The following is a 21137-nucleotide window of genomic DNA, read 5'->3' as shown; positions in this document are numbered from 1 at the left end:
TCTTGCTTTTTGCATCTTATGTCTTGAGTCTTAAGTCTTGTGTCTTGAGTCTTAAGTCTCACATCTCCTATCTCCAAGTTCAAATCTTCAAATCCGGATTGTCCGGTCCGAAGTGCTTGAGCATGACCAAAGGATCGGTTTTGGAGAGGTTGGTGATTTTGACACCTTCGTTGGCTGCTTTTTCCGACACGAAATATTCATCATGCGTCAATTGCCCAAACCTGATCAGCGCTGGAGTCTCCACGTCCCAAACGCCCATTTTTCCGTGCCCTTGCATCATGATCAGACCGTAGGCAGCAGAATCCTTGATGGTGACTGTTTGTCCGGGGAAAACGGTAAGTTCCTTGGCGCTGAAGTCTCTGGACAGATAGCAGATCCAGTTTTCCTCAAATCCATGCGCATGCATCCAGTGCCGTTCGTAGACGTTTTTGGGAAGCATCTGCCTTGTTTCCAAAATGTTGGGGTTGATGTTGAGTTCCCAGTCAAGGCTTTCGACCAAAAAGTCAAAATCCCCGATTCTATCTTTAGGTGTACCGTTCCACAGCAATTCGTCAGGGATAATTGCTTCGTTCACCAATGATTGGTACATCGCGAATATATCTGAGGCCTTTTGCGGCTCGTAGGTACACATGCTGCCCGGCGCGTGCAGCATCCCCGGAGGTACGTCCCAGCCTGTCCCGGGCTCCAACCTGAACGCTTGGGAATAATTGGTAATCTTGTTATCCCCTTTGTTGAAATTCATCAGACAAGTTTTGATTTGGTCCTTTGTCGTACCTGGCGAGATACCAAAGAAGGTGTAGGGAAAATCCCCGCCATGGTTGTTCAATTGGGGAGGGAAATAGTAGGCCTCTGGTTTGCCGACCTGTCCAGTCAATGCTGATATCTTATCATCATAATGGACGTGGTGGGGAAGTGGGCCCATATTGTCAAAAAACTTGGAGTACATGGGCCAGCTCTTGTACTTGTCCCAAATGCGGCTGCCGATGATTTCCCCTTTCAGTTCATCAATGACATCTTTCAGCAAAAAAAGCTTCAGTTCCTGCCCATCATGGAAGACAACGTGGCTGAGTCCTTCATTCTTGCTGGTCAATGGCCCATTTTGGGCTGGTGTAGTCGATGAAAGCCATCGCTCGTCGATGCCGCCTCGTGCGCCTCCCAGCATGTAGTAATCGTCAGGATGCAATTTGATTCTCCGTCCCGGAACACAAAATGAACGTGGTACCCAAGTAGGACTTAGCCTGAGGATGCCTTCTCCTTGTTCCAATGCTTTTTCTGCCAAGCTCATAATTTGATGGTTATAGGTTTATTGTGAATTGGTTATGTATGTAATGGTTATTCGGTTACTGATTATTGGTTATTTGTTATTGATTGCAAGGAGGTTGGAAATGGATTTGGGAGTATTGAGCACCTTGAATTCAAGATCGTACCCTCGTTTTTCTCCAGGTTCCAGGAAAATCAGGCTCCCATCCTTTCTCGCTTTGGCTTGGCCGATCGGCGGGTGCGTCGCAGGTTCCAAAGCGGTTACATATTCCCCTTTTCCCCAATGCTGCCAATTGATCAACCAAGGGAGTTGGTGTTTGGAAAATTTGATCTCCAATCCAATCCCCAAGTTCTGATTGACAAAACCGCATCGGACCATGCCATTTTCCTCTTCGTAAGGGCGGATAAATGCGACGGACTCGCCGAATCCTGCATGGCTGTCCAATGGAGCGGGACATTTTTTGAAATCATTGTTGGGGGTGAAAATCGGGTTTCCTGTATGCTTGTCGAAAGTTTCAAAGCTACCGTTCCATACGATATCAGTTCCGGCATCGATCAGCGGCCAGCCACAATTGATATGGTAAAGCAGCATATGCGGGGCGGGGGTATTTCCTAGATTTTGAACCTCGTCCCGAATCCGAATGCTGTTTTCCCCCAATTTGCAGGAAATGGTTCGTTTCCATTCGAGCGTCGGGCCAAAGACGCTTGTCTCTATCATCGTCCCCGAGATGCTCATTTCCAGATCGCCGGTCCGGAAATCAGGTTGCTTGATCGATGATATCGTGGCCGGGATGTTGGAGATATTCCCATGAAGTCCCCTTTGCCCAAATTCGTCAGTATCCGGTACGCCCGCGTGGGAAAGCCCACAAGTTGTCAGCAATCCTCCCCCAAATGTCCGCAGCCAATCGATGCCTTGGTTGGAAAATGGTTGGGGTGCCGCGGTACCGAGGTGGCTGATCCAAGCAAGGCTGTGCTCTTGGAAAAAGGCATCCATGATGTCCATTCCTCGATCCAATACGACCTTGAATCGCAACTTCCCGGTATTGAACCATGCGATCCGCACACCCTTCCCGGCACCGTTGTCAAGTACGGAAGTTTCTATCCCGCCGAGTTGGGAATGGTGGGAGATTTTGTCTTGCCAAGTGGGATTTGGGGCCATGGGCTACAGGCGTTTCAGATATATATTGCGGTATTGGACTTTCATGGGCGGACCAACGTGCACTTGGAAGCCAAGGTGACCCTTTGCCACGTAGTTCACAGCATCCATGTCGGTGACATCACTCATCAAAGTTCCATTTACAAAATGCTGAAGCCTGTTCCCTTTGACCACCAAGTGGATTTCGTTCCAGTCCTCATGTTTGATCAATGCCTTTAAGGCATCACGGTTCCCGATTTCTTCCTTGAGCAAGAGTCCTTTCCAGGCGTTTCTTTCCACATAGTCCCCGATTTGTCCGGGGGGATTTTGGCTTTGTATTTCGGTTTTTTGGCCTCTATAGGCCAAAGTCGTCCTTTTCCTTTCCTCGTAATTTTGGCCCGTATAGGTGTTTTTTCCGTCAATATCCGCTTGGTAGCCACGCATCGCAAATGCAGGTTCTTGGAGCATCTCACTGCGGTAATTGATCCCGGAGTTTCCCGAATCGGTGATCTTGAACGCCGCCTTTAACTCAAAATCGCCCAGTTCCCCGCCTTCCCAAATCAGGAAGGTGTTGGATTGGATTTGTTTGTCGCGGACGAGTTCACCGACAATGCTGCCATCCTCGACCCGCCATACGGATGGGTCACCTTTCCAGCCGGCCAAGGTTTTGCCATCGAAAATCGCCTCAAAATCTGCAGAAGATGAGGTCTCCGGTCTCTCGGTTTTGGATACTTCCCCCTTCTTTTGGCAAGAAAGTAAAACCGCCCCCAGGCAAACGAGGCCAGTCAGTACTAATCGAAACCTGTTTTTCATCGCCTTCATTTTTTAAATACTTCATGCTCAGGATTGCCGCCAGCCATCAGATAGGCCATCAGATCCTTCAATTCTTCCTCATTGAGCCGATTGATCATGCCGGGCATCATGATGGAGATTTCGGATAACTTTTTGCTTTTGACGTCTTTTTTGGGGATTTCCCGAAGGGTGTTTGGATCGAACGGATTCTGGGAGACGATGTACTTGTCAGATTCCTCATTGGCCAATTTGCCCATGATCGAGCTGCCGTCATGGAGGTAGAAAATGGTCGCTGCGTATTGGTCACTGATGACGGCGTTGGGGTTGATGGTCGCATCGAGTATATCCTTGGCCGAGAACCTGGTTCCCAATTGGGTCAAATCAGGCCCCACGGCTCCACCTTCTCCCCGCATCGTGTGGCAGGAAAGACAGAGGGAAGCGGCATACATGGCCTTTCCTTTGACAAAGTCCCGTCCCGCAAGGTTTTCCATCATTGGCAAGGCCTCCTCGACGGTCCACCTTCTTCCTGGACCCTCGGGCTGGATATCAGAAACGCGCAAGTCATTGCCGCTGCCAGTCAGCAGAGATGCACCCGACAGTTCATTGTATTTGTCAAAATCACTTTTTGGCACATGGCTGAGGGCCATTTTTCTGGCCCGGTCGATAAAGCCGACGTAGCTTCGACCGCCTTTGTATTCGAATGCTTTTCTGATCCAAGTGAAATATTCATCACGCAGTTCTGGTGTCCAACCAGCCTTTGCCCCTCCCAAAACTGTCGCGAAATAGGATTGTTGTGCCGGAGGTACGCTGGAAAGCATTTCGGCGATATCCAATCCATACTGTGAATTTCGGAAAACCAAATCCGACGATGCAGTAAAGGTCTTTTGGTAATCGGGATCGTCTTGTGCAGTCTGAAGAAGTGCAATCATTTTTTGGGTCGCGGAAGGATCTTCGAGGCTTGCCAAAACCTTGCTCAGACTGCGGTCCAGCAGGTTATCCTTGGAGGGGAATTGTGGCCCCAGGTATTGGGTTAACTGGGTTTTGAGCTCCGCGGCTGGATTTCCAAATCTGAAAAGATTGATTTCAACCGCCCTCGTCAGGTTTCTTTTTTGCGTGATATCCAATCCTGCAAAATCCAAAGCCATCAATGCCCGCAGGATCTGGGGTTGTAATTTAGCGTCACCTTGTCGGGTGAGGGCGATCATGGCCTGGATCAAGACAGTTGGGTCTTTTTCGGCAAAGGCCTTTTCTTGCCATTGCGCCATCGGTTGGTGCTCTATCGCAATTCGTGCCGCATATTGGATAAACCGGTCCGGGTGGTTGAGGTAAGGCCAAGCTGTTTCAATCGCTGCCGGATTCGGGCCTCCTGTGTGGAAAGCTTCCAGTTTTTTCCTGGTTTGGCTTTCTTCAGACGCTGTCATGCTTGAGATTTGATCTGTTTTTTCATCACCCTGGTAGTAGACACGGTACAGGTCAGATTCCAAACGCCTTCCGCCGGTCATAAAATAAATTGCACCATCAGGGCCAATAATGCCGTCCGTGAGTGGAAGTGGTGAGCCTGAAATAAATTCCTCGGCAGTCGCTGAATACGTTGCGCCCTGCTGCTGCAAATGAATCGCATAGATAATCCCAAAGCTCCAGTCGAAAGCAAAAAGCGCTTTCTGGTATTTCCCAGGAAACTTTGCCCCGGTACCAAACATGACATTGGTCGGTGAACCTTGACCGATATTGAGGGTGGCAGGCAGGTTGTCGGGGTATTCCGGTGACCATTTCTGGTTGCCGGTGCGCCAGCCAAATTCACTCCCGCTCGTCACGTGGCAGATACGGGTCGGACGGTACCAAGGCATCCCAAAGTCCCATTCCATGTCCGAATCGTAGGTAAAAAGATCGCCCGCCTCGTTGAATGCGATGTCATAGGCGTTTCTGTAGCCTGCGCTGTACAATTCCCAATTGCTGCCATCAGGATCAAATGAAGCAACCCATCCTCCCGGCGCTGTCCTATCAGTCGCATGTCCTCTTGGGTCTTTGATGACAGGGAAAAGGTTGTCCTCCTGCCACACTTTTGGCAATCGGTAAGCATCCAAATCGGGCAGATCCACGTGATTGCCAGCCATAAAGAATATGGATTTTTTGTCGGGAGAAAGAATCATGCTGTGCGGTCCATGTTCTCCGGGGTGCCCCGTCAATGCCTTGATCAACGTGATGCTTTCATACTGGTCGTCCCCATCCAAATCCTGTAAGCGATAAACACCCATTCCCTTGTCGAATTCCTCGTTGGCATTGTGGTTTACAGTGACATACAGACTGTTGAAGGCGAAAAGCACCCCTTGGCAAAAGCCCATACCTATCTTTTCGTCAGGGCCCGTTCCAAACTTCAGTTTTTCAACTTTTGGCGCAAGTGAATCCGAACCGATGGCGGGGATTTCAAGCCGGTAAATGGCTCCGTATTGATCCGTTGCGATCAGTCTCCCTTTGTCATCAAAGGTCATTCCGACCCAAGAACCCTGCTCGTGTTCACCTGGGCTGTAGATATGCTCCGCGACAAATCCATCTGGAAGTTTGAGTTTTGCGACCTTTGGATGGAGGGGTTTGCTTTCTTCGGCTTTTTTGCCGCAGGAAAACAAAATCCCGACGCAAAGCAAGATGCTGAAGGACTTAAAAGTAAGATTGGAGTATGACATGGTTTTTGGGTTTTTGATCGTGTTGTTGGGGTACTTTTTTGAAAATTTAAATTTGGCTCAATTCCTTTTCAATTTAGTAGATATTGTCTTTTTAGGAAAACCGTTCATGGATATCGTTTTCAGTTTCCTTAATCGTTTTAGCCCTTTAGCAAATCCATTTCTACTTTGCCATGTCCGTCGGGTGTGGTGTAGAAGGGTCTTTGCTCAATGACATAATTTGTGTCGGGCGCAATACCCAAAGCATGGTAAATGGTTTGGTGGATACTGTCGATTTTGATGGGCTTTTCGATGGTCTTGCAGGGCCGTTCGTCCGCGGTTTTTCCAAAGACGTGGCCGCGTTTGATGCCTCCGCCAAACATCAAAATCGAACAGCCATCCGTGAAATGCCGATGCATGCCGTAGTTTTTCATGTCTTCAATGATCTCCGGAACCTCCACTTGGTCCAAGACCTTCAAGTCCGGCCTTCCCTCAGTCAGCATATCCCTACTGAATTCACTCGCTACAATCACCATCGTGCGTTCCAACCGGCCGCTTTCATCCAAGTCCCGGATCAATTGGGCAATCGGTGCATCGATCAGTTTCTTCATATCCTTTAATCGGGTATGGCCATTGTCATGGGTATCCCAACCGAAGAAAGGCTCATATTCCGTGGTGACGCTGATAAACCGCGCCCCTTGGTCTACCAACCTTTTTGCCATCAGGCATCCCAAACCAAATTTTCCGGTATTGTACCGATCATAGCTTTCTTTGGGTTCCTGACTGAGATCGAAAGCCTTCGCTTCCGGGGAGTTCAGCAACATGTAGGCTTGCTCCATGGACCTTTTCAGCGATTCTTTTTGATAGTCGCTGCCAAATTCGCCCATGGCCCTTTCCTGCACCAGTTTTTCGTAGAGTTGGTTTCTCGCTTCAAAGCGTTTTGTGGACATGCCAACGGGGGGCCGTACCGCATCCAAACCCGAAGTCGGGTCCGTTATTAGGAAAGGCCCAAACTCACTTCCCAAAAACCCTGCGCTGTGAAAGGCTTTCAATTCCTCGCCTTCCCCAACTGTAAAGCGTTGTCCGATATTGATAAAGGCGGGGATGACGGGATTGAGTGGCCCGAGTTCCTTGGCAATCCAGGAACCGATATGCGGCACGACCACCGATTGCGGCGGTTCGTAGCAGGTATGCCAGTGGTATTGGTGTCGGGTGTGGAGGATATGCCCCAGGTCCGCAGCGACATAGGACCGGATCAAAGTCCCCTTGTCCATGATTTTTCCGATGGATTCCAGTCCTTCGGAAAAATGAATCCCATCCAAGGCAGTCGGTACTGAAGGAAAGGTACTCAGCACCTCGCTGGAATGCATTCCTTTTCGGAAAGCCGTGTGCTTCTTCGGATCAAAAGTCTCCGTATGGGCCATCCCTCCCGCCATGAAAAGCAAAATGACCGAATCGGCGCTTGCGGGTATGGATTTTCTTGAATTGCAGGAAGAAATCAAGCTGGTAAAAGGAGTACCCATCGCCATCGTGGCAATGGCCGCCGCGCTGGTTTTCTTCAAAAAATCCCTTCTGTGCAGGTAATACTTCATGATATCCTTTTTCCTTTTCTAATAGACAAATTGAAACTCCGGCAACAGTACGACTGCCCAAAAGAAATCCTGCAATTGCGCTGTGTCGGGATCTTTCCCTAAAGCAGCCAATGCGATTTCACTTTCCTTTTTGCTGGGCTTGCGAAGCAGTGCTTTGGAATAGACTTCGGCAATGATGGCGGGGCCTTCCCGGTAATTCTCCTTCCATTTTTCAGCTGCTTTTTGCAAAACAGAATTCAACTTCTCCCCATTTGTCAACTCCAATGCCTGTAAAAGACTCGCCTGCGAATCCCGGCTCGTGGAAACGATTTCCCGATTTGGACGGCCAAGTGCGGTGAGGAAAGCATTATTCGCCACCAGGGAAGCCCGTGCATAAGGTATCCTGTTCTTTTGCTCAGGAATAAGTTGGTTGGGATTGTACTTTAAATCTTTTCCCTCAAAAACAGGATTGAAAACCTGGCTGACCGCGTCTGAAAACTGCTCAGCAGTCATCCTGCGCCTGACCATTCCTTCAAAAACAAAATCATCGGCCAAGAGAAGATCCTGACTTTTATAGCCTACCGCCGGAGATTGGTAAATCTTGGAGGTTCCGATCAGAAAGATCAATTCCTTGAGATCGTAGCCTTTTTCCACAAAATCGACCGCCAGCCAGTCCAACAAATCTTGGCTCCAAGGTTCATTGTCCATTTCATCGACCGGCTCGACAATCCCGCGGCCCATCATTTGCTTCCATACTCTGTTGACGACCGTACGGTACATCCGACCATTTGCAGGCTGGACGAGGTATTCCGAGAGCTGGCGGAGTTTTTCCGTGCGCGCAGCTGTACTGTCGATTGCCCCCAATTCCTCCCAAAGGATTTTGGTGCTTGCGAGTTTCCCGATCGGTTTCTCACAGCGGCTGACTTCCAGCGTGGTATCCGCAAAAATATTGGCAAAGGCATAAGCCTGCTCCAATTTCCAATCGCTGATAAAGCTGTCGTGACAGGAGGCGCATTTGAGATTCAGGCCCAAAATCACCTGCCCCACGTTTTGGGCGGCCTGCATTTCGGTGCGTTGGCTGGCATTGACGGTGCCCCGCCAGCGGATACCCTCGATAAATCCCTTGGAGGCATCATTCGGATTGAGGAGCTCCTTCACAAAAGCATCATAGGGCTTATTGGATTGCAGGGATTTGTACAGCCAATCGGTGATATTGTAGCGGCCGTTGGTGATGTAGCCGGTCCCTGTGTAGTCATTGCGCAGCGCGTCATTCCAAAACGTGAGCCAGTGCGTGGCGTAATCGGCGTTTCGATCCAGTAGTCTTCGCAGCCAAATGGCTCTCTTATCCGGATCGGGATCATTGGCAAAAGCCTCCAAATCTTCGGGACTTGGAATCAGCCCAACTACATCCAAATAGATCCGGCGGAGAAAGGTACGGTCATCGACTACGGGCTGCCAGGAAATACCGTTTTCTTCGAAATAGCTATTGACCCAAAGATCCACGGGATTTTCAAGCCCTGGGATGGATTGCGGCAAAGCGGGCTTTCTGGGCGCCAGTTCTGCTACCCGGTACACACTTTTTTGCGCCGCTCCGTCTGGCCATGGTGCACCCTTTGCGATCCAAAAGCCGATCAGATCGATTTCTTCCTGACTTAGGTGCTTGCCTTTGGAAGGCATGACATCCTTGTGGTTTTTGGGGAGGCTGATCCGGCGGATGATTTCGCTTGCGTCGGGATTTCCGGGGACAAGAATCGCTCCTGATTCACCCCCTTTGAAGACAAATTCCTTTTCGTCCAGGCGAAGTTCCCCTTCGATTTTCGCGCCGCTGTGGCATTTGTAGCAGTTGTGGGCGAGTACCGTCCGCACTTCCCCGATCAGTTGCATTTCCTGCTCGGGGTTCAGTTCTGCGCTTCCATAGGAAGCGAGGTTGAAGTTGTTTTCAGTCTTGCCAAGGTTGTCGCTCCAGGGGAAGGTCTCACTCAGGAAGTTTTCCCCATGTGTCATCGAAGCCCCAAAGTGGCCCGAAACCCCAACGCCAATTGCAGTCAAAAAGAGTGCTGCGCGGTAGGCTTTGATGCTTTTGGTTTGGTTTTTCTTCCAGACTTGGTTCAACAAAAAAAGTACCGCCAAACTCAGGACAGCGGCCGTAATCCCGGAAATTCTGTGCAAATCCAATAATTCCCCTTCCACCCCTTCATGGGCAGCCAGCAAAAAGCCGAACGCTGCGGATATCAGCACCGAAACAGCTCCGGCCAAAACCAGCAGGTTGATGCCGGGGCGGAGCTTAGAATGGAATTTGCCGATGGTAGCCAGTTCGAGGAAGGCCCCAAAAATCAGCAAGGCGATCGGGAAATGCACCACCATTGGGTGCAGCCTACCCATCAACTGCCAAAGCCAAAATCCTTCCATAACCATTTGAAAATTTACCTGAATTGGGTGAATAAAGAAACCCAGCCTTTAAATTTCCTTTCTTTTGCGATGGATGCATCCTGTACTTTCAGGCTCATTGCTGAGGGTATTTGCCCAAATCACCTTTTTTCCGTCTGGCCTTACTTGCTTGATGTTTGAATTGTCTGTGGCTACCTTAAGATCGGTTCACTGGCTGTATCAACAAACCACAGGACAAGACAGGACAGAAAACCATGGAATAACAAAGATTTTGTTCTTCAAATATTGACCCCTTACGAAAATTACCTTTCGCAATCCTATTAAAGGAAAAGAAGCTATGATAAACCCATTCAAAAACCGCGGTAACAGCATTCCGGGAATGATCCTGATGCTGCTTGTTCCGATCCTTTTTTTCCAATGCAGCAAGTCCCCTTCACTCGAGTTCCAACGCGGGTCCCACATCATGCTCATTGGCGGCAACCTCGCCTCGAGGATGATGGAGTACGGCACCTTTGAAACCGAGCTTCATGTGAGGTATCCTGATAGTATGCTGTACATCAGAAATATGGCTGACGGTGGGGATACGCCGGGATTCAGGCCCCATCCGGGCAGGAATACCCCTTGGGCTTTTCCGGGTGCGGAGGCATTCCAAACGGAATACGCCAATCCTTCAGGTCCGGAGGGATTTTTTGAGTACCCCGACCAGTGGCTGACCCGGCATCAAGCGGATGTCATTCTGGCTTTTTTTGGTTTCAGTGAATCCTTTCAGGGAGAGGCTGGCTTGCAGAATTTCAAGGATGAATTGGATGCATTTGTCGTCCATACACTTGCACAGAAATACAACGGCAAGACCGCGCCCATGCTGGTCCTCGTTTCGCCCATTGCCATGGAGGATTTGTCGGACATCAAGGATTTGCCCGATGGCAAAACTGAAAACCAAAACCTGGAGATGTACACGGCCGCAATCTCGGAAGTAGCCAAAAAGCGTCAAGTACTGTTTTTGGATGCCTTTCATCCATCCTTGGAATGGTATGCTGCTTCCGAAGAGCCTTTGACCATCGACGGGTCCCAACTCAATGCCTCGGGCTATGCGAAGTTTGCGGGACTACTGGCAGATGGGATTTTCGGAAAAGCGAAGCCGCAGGCTGAGGCCAACAGGGAATTGATCCATGAGATGGTGATGGAAAAAAACTGGATGTGGCAAAACGACTACAAAATCCCCAACGGTGTCCACGTCTTCGGCCGTCGCTACAATCCTTTTGGTACAGACAATTATCCGATGGAACTGGAGAAAATCCGGCAAATGACCGCCATCAGGGATACAGCCATTTGGGAAGCAGCCAAGGGAATCCGGAAGGATTTGTCTGCAGCCGACAAGAATACCCGCTCACTGCCGCCCGTAGAGACCAATTTCAATCCAGAGCAAAACGGCAGCCTTGAATACCTGTATGGTGAAGATGCGCTGAAGTCCCTTGCCGTTCCCCAAGGATACAAAATCGACCTTTTTGCCTCAGAAGTAGAGTTTCCCGATTTGGCCAATCCGGTGCAGATGAGTTTCGACAACAAGGGTAGGCTATGGGTGGCCACTTGTCCTTCCTATCCGCACTACCGTCCCGGTGACGCCAAACCCAACGATAAGATCATCATTCTCGAAGATACCGACAACGACGGCAAGGCCGACAAGCAGATCCTATTTGCCGACAAGCTGCACCTGCCGATGGGGTTTGAAATAGCCCCCGAGGGCGTGTATGTATCGCAGGGTACACACCTGAAAATCCTGATCGATGAAAACGGCGACGATCGCGCCGACAGGGTGGAGGTTTTGCTGAGTGGCTTTGACGACCATGATACCCACCATGTGATTTCGGCTTTTGCCGCAGATCCTTCCGGAGCGATTTATATGGCCGAGGGTGTTTTTCTCCATACCAATGTGGAGACTTCCTACGGCACCGTGCGCGGTACGAATGGTGGATTTTACCGCTACAATCCCAGCCGCCACCATTTGGAGCGGACGGCGCAGTTGTCCATTCCCAACCCTTGGGGCATCGCATTCGATGACTGGGGGCAAAACTTCTTTGCCGAAACCTCCGGCCCGGATGTGATGTGGATGATGCCGGGAAGTGTCTTGCCCCGTTACGGTGAGGCGACCCACAAGTCCTTCAACCTGATCGAGGACGCCCATCGGGTCCGGCCGACTTCAGGTTTGGAGTTTGTATCCAGCAGGCATTTTCCGGACGAGGTACAGGGAGATTTGCTGATCAACAATACGATCGGTTTTCTCGGCATGAAACAGCATCGCGTGATGGAGGATAGCACAGGATTTAAGACCCAGTGGCGGCAGGATTTGGTAAAGGGTAGCGACCGCAATTTCCGCCCGGTGGATATGGAGTTTGCGCCGGATGGATCGCTGTACTTTATCGATTGGCACAATGTCCTCATCGGACACATGCAGCACAATGCCCGCGATCCGCTGCGTGACCACGTGCATGGTCGCGTATACCGGATTACCTATCCCGGCAGACCGTTGGTCACCCCGGCCAAAATCGATGGAGCTACGATTCCCGAACTTTTGGAAAATCTGAAAGAACCCGAGTTCCGCACCCGGTACCGTACCCGCCGGGAACTGCGCGGCCGGGATGTCAAGGAGGTAACTGAGGCGGTGAAAAAGTGGGTTACAGGGCTTGATTCCCAAGACCCGAACTACGAACACCACTTACTGGAAGGGCTTTGGGTGACTTGGGGGATGAATCAGGTGGATGCCGACTTGCTCAAAAAAGTCCTGCAGGCAAAAGATTACAAGGCACGCGCGGCGGCTGTGAGGGTATTGCGGTACACAGGCCACCAGGTCATGGACCAAGACCAACTCTTGCTTGCTGCCAGTAAAGATCCGCATGGACGAGTAAGGCTCGAAGCAATCGTGGCCGCATCTTGGCTACCAAAGGAAAAAGGGCTACCCATTTTGGAAGAGGCTGCGAAAAAGCCTTTGGACAAATGGATGGTACATGCCCATGAGGCCGCCGTGGCCCACATCAACGGGCTATCGGTCAGGGAGAAAAAAGAGGAAGATGTCCTTTCGACCTTGGCAGGAGGGGATCTGGAACTGTATAAAATTGGTAAGGAAATCTACGCCCGCGATGGCTATTGTGCCACCTGTCATCAGCCCGACGGCAGGGGCTTGTCGGCATCACTATTTCCGCCATTGGTTGGGACCCAGTGGGTGCTCGGCAACGAAGAGCGGCTGATCAAACTTGTCCTGAAGGGCTTGATGGGTCCGATTGTCGTCAACGGCAGGGAGTATCCAGGACAAGTGCCGATGACGCCTTATGAGGGTATGCTGAATGACAACGAGGTGGCCGCCGTGCTGACCTATGTCCGTAATTCCTTTGGCAATCAAGCATCACCGATACGGCCTGAAAAAGTGAAAGAAGTACGTGCAAAAATCGCCGACAAGAAGGGCTTCTACAATCCCGCGGATTTGCTCAAGGAGCATCCGATGGAGAAGTAAGGCGTGAGAAGCGAGAGGCGAGATGCGAGAAGCTAGAGGCGAGAGGCAAGAGACAAGAAACAAGAGGCGAAAAGAGGGAAACGAGAAGCGAGAGACGAGAAGCGAAAAGAGAGAAGCGAGAGACAAGAGGCGAGAAACCTTTGAGGTTTTGAAAACCTCGAAGGTTATTAATTGTCGCCACGAAAGAAAATCAACACATAGTTCGGATTCCGCCTATTTCATTGGGGAGTGACCGCATTGTGTAAATGAAAACTTCGTTACATATACCAATAGGTTTGTATCGTGCAAATCCTGGTTGCACGGATGTGGATTTTTTTCTTCGGGTTTTGGGGCTCTGTAATCAAAATAGAGTTTTTTACCAACCAATGAGTCTAATGGTAGGTTAGGCAAATTTGGAGAAGGGGTAGCTGTTAGGACGTTGCGTACAATGTCATTTCCGGTATCCATATAGGAATCGATATCCTTATTTGTGACCTTGATTATGATCCCACTACAGGAAATCCCATATAGCTCACCCTCATATGGCAAGCAATTTTCCGGCAAACTATTGTCCTCACAGCTAAATGCGAAAAGACCTATAGGCAAAAACATCAAGGCGATCCTCTTGATAAGCCATGTATGTTGGGTAAGCATACGTTGGCACCCGGTGATTGCCCGCTTTGTCATTGGTCGGAGCTTGGGTATTTTGTTCATGATTACGTGGTTTTGGTTTGTCTTATAAAGACGGCGGCCATAACTAATTCGCTACAATGAGAGACAATCAAAATAAAGGAATAGTCGTAAGTAGCCTGACAGCCAGAGAATTAAAATTTTAGAAGATATTGGATGGCCGGGGGAAGTAGGGAGTGAGAAGCGAGAAGCGAGAGACAAGAAGCAAGAGGCAAGAGACAAGAAACAAAAGGCGAGAGCGGAGAAACCTTTGAGGTTTTGAAAACCTCGAAGGTTTTTTTGAAACGGATAGCTCGAAGAAATTTGAATCGGCAATAAATCCTAGTTCTTCCTTGTTAATTTAAAGGGATAGGCCATATAGTTTGGGATCAGGTGAATTTCAAATTCACCGAAATAGGAAGGCGTAATTGCAAATTACGCCCAGCGCCTACACCACATTTCACCCAGGATGGGGCCGTTTAGCTTCCATTCATAGTTAAAGGATATTTTCTCACCGTACCAAAACGGGTTGCTTCCATAGTGAACGAAGTGAACTGTCAGTGCTGGCGGCGGCTGTGTCTGGGTGAATGCATTCGAAAAGATTCCAAAAGCGAACAAAAGCAATAAGCATTTTTTCATGGTTTAGAATTTATAGGTGACCAATAATTGATGAAAAGGATTTATTTTGGAATCTATGCGGGTACTGCCAAAGTGTCCGTTTCTCCCGCTCATCGGGGTACCGTCATCGAAATAGAAAAAGACATCCTCCTGATACCTGTAATACCTGTGGGAGAGGGAAACTGAGGATTCCAATGAAATCCGAAGGTTCTGGGTCAAACTGTAGGAATATCCAATCACCCCATGCAAGCCGATAATCCGTTGCTGAACGGTCTCAAAACCTGTGATATTGGGTAGGTCCCATAGAGTCTCAACGAAATCCCGATTAAACGAAACATCGGCTCCGGCATATAGGCTGGAACGGTCAAAGACCGAAAACTCTCTTTGGTATCCCACCAAGGCCATAAAGGCAAACTCGCGACTGTCATGGTCATGGGAGTTGCCCCTGGTCACCGTGTCGAGGTAGCTGTGAAAATTGTAGCCGATCCTTGCCCTAAAGTGCGACTTTTTGTTCCCGTCCGGGTTGAGCAGGTACCTGCCAAACAGGGAATAGGGGGCAAAGGTGTTTTTTTCAAATAGGGACAGCGCGTCCACGCCGATTTCCCACCGACCTCGGGTAGGGTTTGTCTGGGCTTGGGCCCATCCGCTTGTTGCGAGGAGCAGGCAAGCCAGGAGGAGCAAGGGGGGTTTTGTGGGTAACATAATGAAGGGTTTAGGATGAGTAATGCCCGAAGAAAGGGGATCGCCAGCAAAGAAAAAAATGAAAAATAAAGAAATAGTCGTAAGTAGCCTGAAAGTCAGACAATTAAAATTTTAGAAGATATTGGATGACCGGGGGAAGTAGGGAGTGAGAAGCGAGAAGCGAGAGACAAGAAGCGAGAGCGGAGAAACCTTTGAGGCTTTGAAAACCTCGAAGGTTTCTTTGAGACGGATAGCTCGAAAAAATTTGAATCGGCAATAAATCCTAGTTCTTCCTTGTTAATTTAAAGGGATAGGCCATATAGTTTGGGATCAGGTGAATTACATCCCGACAGTCGTACAGGATCACTTCATAGGAAGGCGTAATTGCAAATTACGCCCAGCGCCTACACCACATTTCACCCAGGATGGGCATTACAGGCTGTTAAGTTAAAAACTCAGCTTCACAGTAGCCAGGGGATTGGAGACATGGGGCGTGGTGCCGTGGAGGTAGCCGGTGGCGGGAATGCGCTTGTTGACCAGGTAGTTTCCAGGTGTCAGGTCGAGGGATATGTCACCACAGGTTTAAAGTATCTATAAAGAAGTAGTTGTTTAGAGCGGATTGGTCACTTTCAAGCCAAAGATTCCCTCAAAGTCTTTGCTATTGGCCGTTACTAATTCCGCTTCAATATCCAAGGCAGTTGCAGCTATAAGTGAATCTCCAAGCGTCACTCGCTTGATTTGTTTTATTTGGATGGCTTTTTCTATGATAGAAGGAGAAATAGGGACTAGAGGGATTGTACTAAAAAGATTTTCGAAATCAAGTTTTTCCTTTGGAGAAAGCAAGTGGTAACCAAGAACCTCCACTTTCGTGATTACCGAACAGCAAAATGGATTACCCGAGAGGAAGTCCCTAAGCTTCTGATGTGTGGGCAGAATAGAGTAAATGACAATGTTACTATCGAGAAGAAGCATCAGTTTCTGAACGGTAGAGCGCGATCTTTTCGTGTTTCCTTTTGCCAAGTAACTGGATCACTGATTGCGTTTGATCCTCCAGATTCCGCAATCTGGTTCATCAAATTCACTGCACGTTCAGATATAGAAAAAGTATCGAGGGTCACTTTCAAACCTTGCACGTCTTTGATAAGTAGTCGGATTTGCTCAATCAAGGCCAAATCGTCAGTTTCAATTGTGATTCTGTTTTTCATTCTTCACCTATTGTAAATTAACCAAATATACAATACCTACATGAAAATTCTCGGTTTGGTTCATTTGCCTAGGGTTACGCCGTATTCGCAACTGATAAGATCACCGAGGCGAGGTCACCATGTCAACTTCCTAGAAACTCAACCTCACAGTAGCCAGGGGATTGGAGACATGGGGCGTGGTACCGTGGAGGTAGCCGGTGGCGGGAATGCGCTTGTTGACCAGGTAGTTTCCAGGTGTAAGGTCAAAGGAGAGGCGGTAAGGAAGGTCTCGGTCTTTGCCAAGGGAAAGGTTTCGGGACAGGTTTTCCTTTTTGAACCTACTGAAAATGATCTGTTGGGTCGCCAAGGCCATCGCTGAGGGCAGACCTATCCAGACCGCCGGGGCATCTGACTGGATCAACGCCGCAAATCCGATCCCGACCAATCCGGCCCCAAGTGCGGAAAACGCAATCGTGCTTCCTTGTCTATTGGTAAGGTAGACGCCTTTGACAGATTTTTGGCCTGCGAGCGTACCCAAAACCGTCCCCGCGGCGGGAATGAGGATGATGGCATTGGAAAAGTCATCGGCGATGGTTTCCGCTGCCACGGCAAAGCCTAAGCCTGTGGTCGCCAAGGATAGTGTGGAGATGTTTTCCACATCACCCCGTGTATAGTTGTATTTTTTAGCCTGCCGATTTGCGAAAAGCAAACCTCCAACTCCACCAGCCAAGACTGACCCTGCAACCACCCGCGTATCATCTGCACCCAGCGCACCCGCCAGAGATAGACCAAGCCATGGACCCACGATTCCATAATGCCTGAACATCTCGATATGACCCTCTGGTAGCATTTTCCTTTTCTGCATTTGAAACCCAAGTTCACCCAAGGCGATACTGCCCAAAGAAGAGAACAAAAAGGCTCCACGGTCATTGTTGTCACCCCCACCATAGAAGGTGTAGCCCAATGCGCCGCCATAGATCAGTCCGAGGAACTTGCCTGTATTGCTTGCACGAATCACCGTGCGGTCGATGTTTTGATACTTTTTGGGATTGACAAAAGGGCCCAAAACCCAAAGGCCGCCAGTAATCAGGGGAATACCCACCGCTGCCGCACCGTCTGGCTCGAACAAAGCCACCAGAGATGCACCATAGTAGACTCCATAAAAGACATTGATCGCTCTGTCCCGGCCCCGCCAATCGAAATCCTTTTGTAGGGGTTCGCTGGCGATAGGCCCTAATAGTTCCCTGTTCCAAGTATCCAGCATGTTTTCATAGAGCTCCTTTTCCTCATCCGACATGCGTTCCCAATAATTCTTGAGGTAATTCTCAAAATCTGCGAGGTAAGATTTTTCATCGTTGGTCAACAGTTCTCTGTTGGCTTCTTTGGTTTTGATTTTTCGGTAGGTTTCTTTGGTACTTTCCTCCCAATAGCCCCTTGCCGTGTAGAGTCCCTGGGCGGAAGCGTTGTGGACGAAGGAAAGCATCACAAGTAAAAATCCTGATAGGATCAGGCTGACGTTGGAAAATTTCATGGCGTGGATTTTCGAGACTGTACGCATGCAATATGTCCTAAGTTTTTGGAATGGGAAAGATTTTCTGGAATGCTCATTTGGCTTATGGTGTGGAAATAATTCAACCAATGTTTTTTTCAGGCTGATTTGGATAGAATTCGCTTGATTTTCAGTGATAATCCGAGGTAGGTCAAAGTCCATGCTTTTCTCCCATTTCCTTGATAAATCGGTACCCGTTTTCCGCCATCTCCCAAGGTTCCGAAAATTGCCGCCACACGCCGATGGCATTGGCAAAGTCAGGGTCGTTCCGGGTAAAGCCCTCGATCGTTAGCCAGCCTTTGTAGCCGATCGCGGCCAAGGTGGAAAAAGTTTCGTCCCAGGGCACATGTCCCGAACCTGGCGTGCCGCGGTCATTTTCGCTGATATGGAAATGGGCCAAGCGCGGCGCGATTTGGCGGATCGCCCCACCCAGTTTTTTTTCCTCCATATTGGCATGGTGGGTGTCAAACATGGCCTTGACGTTGGGATGATTCACTTTGTCCAACAAATGCCCCAATTGGTCCATGGTATTACAGAGGTAGCACTCGAAGCGGTTGAGGGCCTCGGGAGTCAATAGAATCCCTGCCTGCGCGGCGTAGTCTCCGGCTTGGTGGAGGATTTCGGCGCTGCGTTCGTATTCTATTTCCTGCGGCGCAGCTTTGGAAAAAGTGGCGAATGCCGAGTGGAAAGGTCCACACAGCACCTGTGAACCCAAATCATGGGATCGGTCGATGATGAACTTGATACGTTCGAGACCTGCAGTTCGGACTGTCGGATCGGCATCGATGATGTTTTCCGCAGGGCTCAGGACCGTCACCGTGGTCACTTCCAATCCGATCGAGCGGCAGAAATCACCGATACCGCGGCAAGCGGCTTCGTTGGTATCGCCGACGAAAAATTCGGCCCCGTCGTAGCCGATGCTTTTAAGTCTTTCCAGGATGGGTTTCAAATCGTCGGAGATTGCCGCCGACCAAGCCAAGACATTGAATCCGATTTTGTTCATGGGGAAGTTGTTGGGTTGAGATTGTTGTTTGATGGTAAGTTTGAGGTCTCGATTCCGTCATCCCGAGGAACGAGGGATCTCTTTTGTGCGATTGACGAGATGAATCTTCTTCAAAATTCAACTGCCTTTTTGTTCCTTGGGGATGCCTCCTTCGTCGGCATGACGGTCTGCGTTATCCCGTGTTTTTAAAATTTGGCATTGACAGTTGCGTTCCGTAATGCTGAACCGTAGCTTGCGGAGGTAAAGCATCTCCTTTGTTGTATCGATTTTTGAATCTATGGTAATTACATATACTTATTTTTTCATGTATCTAGCCTGGTGATGCCGTCACGGAGAATCCAAGGGAATAACTTCAAATTGGAAATATGGTGCTCGATCTTCGTTTGGAGGTTCTACCAATTCATTATTTCTTCTGTTAAATCAATCCATTTTGCATTCAATTTGGCAATCAGGTCATCTTTTTTCTTCCTCGACCACCCTTTCAATTGCTTTTCTCTATCAATCGCTTCTTGAATTGAATGGAAGGCCTCGTAATAAATGAGTTTATTCAAATTGTATTTGGCAACAAAGGAACTAGGGTACAGTCCGTTTTGATGCTCATAGAGCCTTTTTTGGAGATTGCTGGTGACTCCAATATAGACAGTTGTGTTCGTTTTGTTTGTAAGAATATAGATTGCTCCACCTTTCTCCATTACAATATGTTTTCAAGTTTTTCATTAGAAATTCATTGTTTGGAAGTAGCCGTCATCCCGAGGGACGAGGGATCTCGTTATAGGCTATTCTCGAGATGTTTCTCCTTCAAGATTACTCCCTTTTCGTTCCTGCGGGATGCCTCCTACGTCGGCATGACGGTCTGCGTCATCCAGACGGACGAGGGGTCTCTTTTGCACTTTTGGCGAGATGAATCTCCTTCAAAATTTAACTGCCTTTTTTTTTCCTTGGAGATGCCTCCTTCGTCGGCATGACGACATGCCGCTACCTAAAATCCCCCACCTTCATGCCTTTGCGGTAGGTGCCAAAGCCAAACATGGAGGGTTCATAGCTGCCGACGATTTCCACATTGAGATCGGGCTTGACTTGGTCACCCATGCCGAGGGACCAATAAACGGCGTTTACGTACATCCTGCGGAGGTCTTCGCTGACCAAATCGATCGATGCACCCATGGTACTGACAAAGGCTTTCCCTGCTTTGCCCCCTTCGATTTGGTAGTTTTTCGTCCAAGCGACGGGCATCGCAGATTTTTCCCACATCAGCGGTGCGGCGGCTGTCATGCCTTGGGTGGATTGGCCGTGGATCAATACTTGTGCTTCGGCAGGGAGGTTTTTGATGGAATATACGTCCGAGGGAACCCAGATATCCCTTACCCCGCGCAGGATAGGATGGTCATTCAGTTGCTGTACCCCGTCCGGCAGGCCGCGCGCGCCTTCTTTGCCATGCTCGCCGTGGTGGGCTACCCATGTTTCACCAAATATTTTCTGCCCAAATCCGCCTTTCCAGGGACCCTCTGGATTTTGCCAATGGTACTTGAAGTAGGGGCTTGTCTTGTTTTTACCATAATGGAAAGCATGCGTCGCAGTTCGGATCCCGATGATGGGTTTACCTGCGAGCAGGTATTCTTCGAAATATTTGGTCTGCTCATCCGGCAACTCACGAAACCGGGTGAACAAAATCATCAGATCCGCCTTGCGCAGATGCTCCAGCCCCGGGATATTGTTTTGGTAATCGGGCTTGATATGGCCCGTTTCGGGCTCAATGGCAAACAGCACCGTGCAGGTAAATCCATGGTGTTGTGAAAGGATCTTGGCCATCATCGGAAGGGCTTCCTCCGAGCGGTATTCGTCGTCACCCGACACCAGGACGATGTGCTTGCCTTTGCCTGGACCGGATTTACCTTCAAACCGGAGCCAAGAAATTCCCTCTTGTGCTTGGGCGCCAAAAGAAATCAAACAAAAAAACAACGAGAAAATCAGCAGGGTAAAATTACTTTTTTGAATATGCGCGTACATGTTCATGGTCTATTCTGGTTTGGAACCAAGATAGATAAAAAGTCTATACCGTGTAAATTGAATTTTGTTTTATACCTGATTTGGAGGACAAGCTTTCAGGTTTTGTAAAAATAGAATCCTAAATTGTAGCGAATCGGAG

General features: G+C 49.1%; 14 protein-coding genes. 1 reads left to right on the top strand and 13 read right to left on the bottom strand.

All coding sequences use genetic code 11. From position 1 onward, the window contains the following. Positions 1 to 79: 79 nt before the first annotated feature. The 6 genes from C943_RS06620 to C943_RS06595 all read right to left on the bottom strand — a co-directional run bounded on the left by C943_RS06620 (position 80) and on the right by C943_RS06595 (position 9824). A complete protein-coding gene (locus tag C943_RS06620) occupies positions 80 to 1285 on the bottom strand; it encodes a cupin domain-containing protein (protein ID WP_040479344.1) in 1206 nt (401 codons plus the stop codon). 69 nt (positions 1286 to 1354) lie between these two features. Then, positions 1355 to 2419 (bottom strand): aldose 1-epimerase family protein, encoded by a 1065-nt coding sequence (locus C943_RS06615; protein ID WP_008625656.1) that lies wholly within the window; start codon positions 2417 to 2419, stop codon positions 1355 to 1357. A gap of 3 nt (positions 2420 to 2422) precedes the next feature. Further along, positions 2423 to 3208 carry a 3-keto-disaccharide hydrolase gene (locus C943_RS06610; protein ID WP_008625654.1) on the bottom strand — a complete coding sequence of 262 codons (786 nt, stop codon included), beginning with the start codon at positions 3206 to 3208 and terminating at the stop codon, positions 2423 to 2425. A gap of 5 nt (positions 3209 to 3213) precedes the next feature. After that, on the bottom strand, positions 3214 to 5868 hold the full coding sequence (locus C943_RS06605; protein ID WP_008625652.1) for a c-type cytochrome: 2655 nt from the start codon (positions 5866 to 5868) through the stop codon (positions 3214 to 3216). 137 nt (positions 5869 to 6005) lie between these two features. After that, a complete protein-coding gene (locus tag C943_RS06600; protein WP_008625650.1) occupies positions 6006 to 7436 on the bottom strand; it encodes a DUF1501 domain-containing protein in 1431 nt (476 codons plus the stop codon). Positions 7437 to 7454: 18 nt separating this feature from the next. After that, positions 7455 to 9824, bottom strand: coding sequence for a DUF1549 domain-containing protein (locus C943_RS06595; protein WP_008625648.1), 2370 nt, complete (start codon positions 9822 to 9824; stop codon positions 7455 to 7457). A 316-nt stretch (positions 9825 to 10140) separates the two neighbouring features. Between C943_RS06595 and C943_RS06585 the strand changes: the two genes are divergently transcribed. Further along, entirely contained in the window at positions 10141 to 13308 is a 3168-nt protein-coding gene (locus C943_RS06585) for a PVC-type heme-binding CxxCH protein (protein ID WP_008625644.1), read from the top strand. Between the two features lie 1290 nt (positions 13309 to 14598). On the opposite strand, the gene C943_RS06570 is transcribed toward C943_RS06585, so the two are convergent. The 7 genes from C943_RS06570 to C943_RS06540 all read right to left on the bottom strand — a co-directional run bounded on the left by C943_RS06570 (position 14599) and on the right by C943_RS06540 (position 21004). Then, positions 14599 to 15276: a hypothetical protein gene (locus C943_RS06570; protein ID WP_040479326.1), complete on the bottom strand. Its 678-nt coding sequence runs from the start codon at positions 15274 to 15276 to the stop codon at positions 14599 to 14601. Positions 15277 to 15864: 588 nt separating this feature from the next. Next, positions 15865 to 16227 (bottom strand): type II toxin-antitoxin system VapC family toxin, encoded by a 363-nt coding sequence (locus C943_RS06565; protein ID WP_040479323.1) that lies wholly within the window; start codon positions 16225 to 16227, stop codon positions 15865 to 15867. Beyond that, complete coding sequence (locus C943_RS06560) at positions 16227 to 16460, bottom strand: hypothetical protein (protein WP_008625634.1); 234 nt, start codon at positions 16458 to 16460, stop codon at positions 16227 to 16229. The genes C943_RS06565 and C943_RS06560 overlap by 1 nt, the downstream gene beginning before the upstream one ends. Before the next feature lie 130 nt (positions 16461 to 16590). Further along, positions 16591 to 17997, bottom strand: a complete 1407-nt coding sequence (locus C943_RS06555) for an HMG-box domain-containing protein (RefSeq protein ID WP_169334605.1) — start codon at positions 17995 to 17997, stop codon at positions 16591 to 16593. A 142-nt stretch (positions 17998 to 18139) separates the two neighbouring features. Next, entirely contained in the window at positions 18140 to 18991 is an 852-nt protein-coding gene (locus C943_RS06550) for a sugar phosphate isomerase/epimerase family protein (protein ID WP_008625632.1), read from the bottom strand. A 392-nt stretch (positions 18992 to 19383) separates the two neighbouring features. Next, the gene (locus C943_RS06545) at positions 19384 to 19683 is read right to left on the bottom strand and encodes a GIY-YIG nuclease family protein (protein ID WP_008625630.1); all 300 of its coding nucleotides are present in this window, start codon (positions 19681 to 19683) and stop codon (positions 19384 to 19386) included. Between the two features lie 283 nt (positions 19684 to 19966). Further along, complete coding sequence (locus C943_RS06540; protein WP_008625629.1) at positions 19967 to 21004, bottom strand: ThuA domain-containing protein; 1038 nt, start codon at positions 21002 to 21004, stop codon at positions 19967 to 19969. Positions 21005 to 21137 lie beyond the last annotated feature (133 nt).

The organism is Mariniradius saccharolyticus AK6, assembly GCF_000330725.2.
Taxonomy (GTDB): Bacteria; Bacteroidota; Bacteroidia; order Cytophagales; family Cyclobacteriaceae; genus Mariniradius; species Mariniradius saccharolyticus.
Note: the sequence above shows the minus strand (reverse complement) of the source record. Positions and strands in the feature narration are given on the sequence as shown.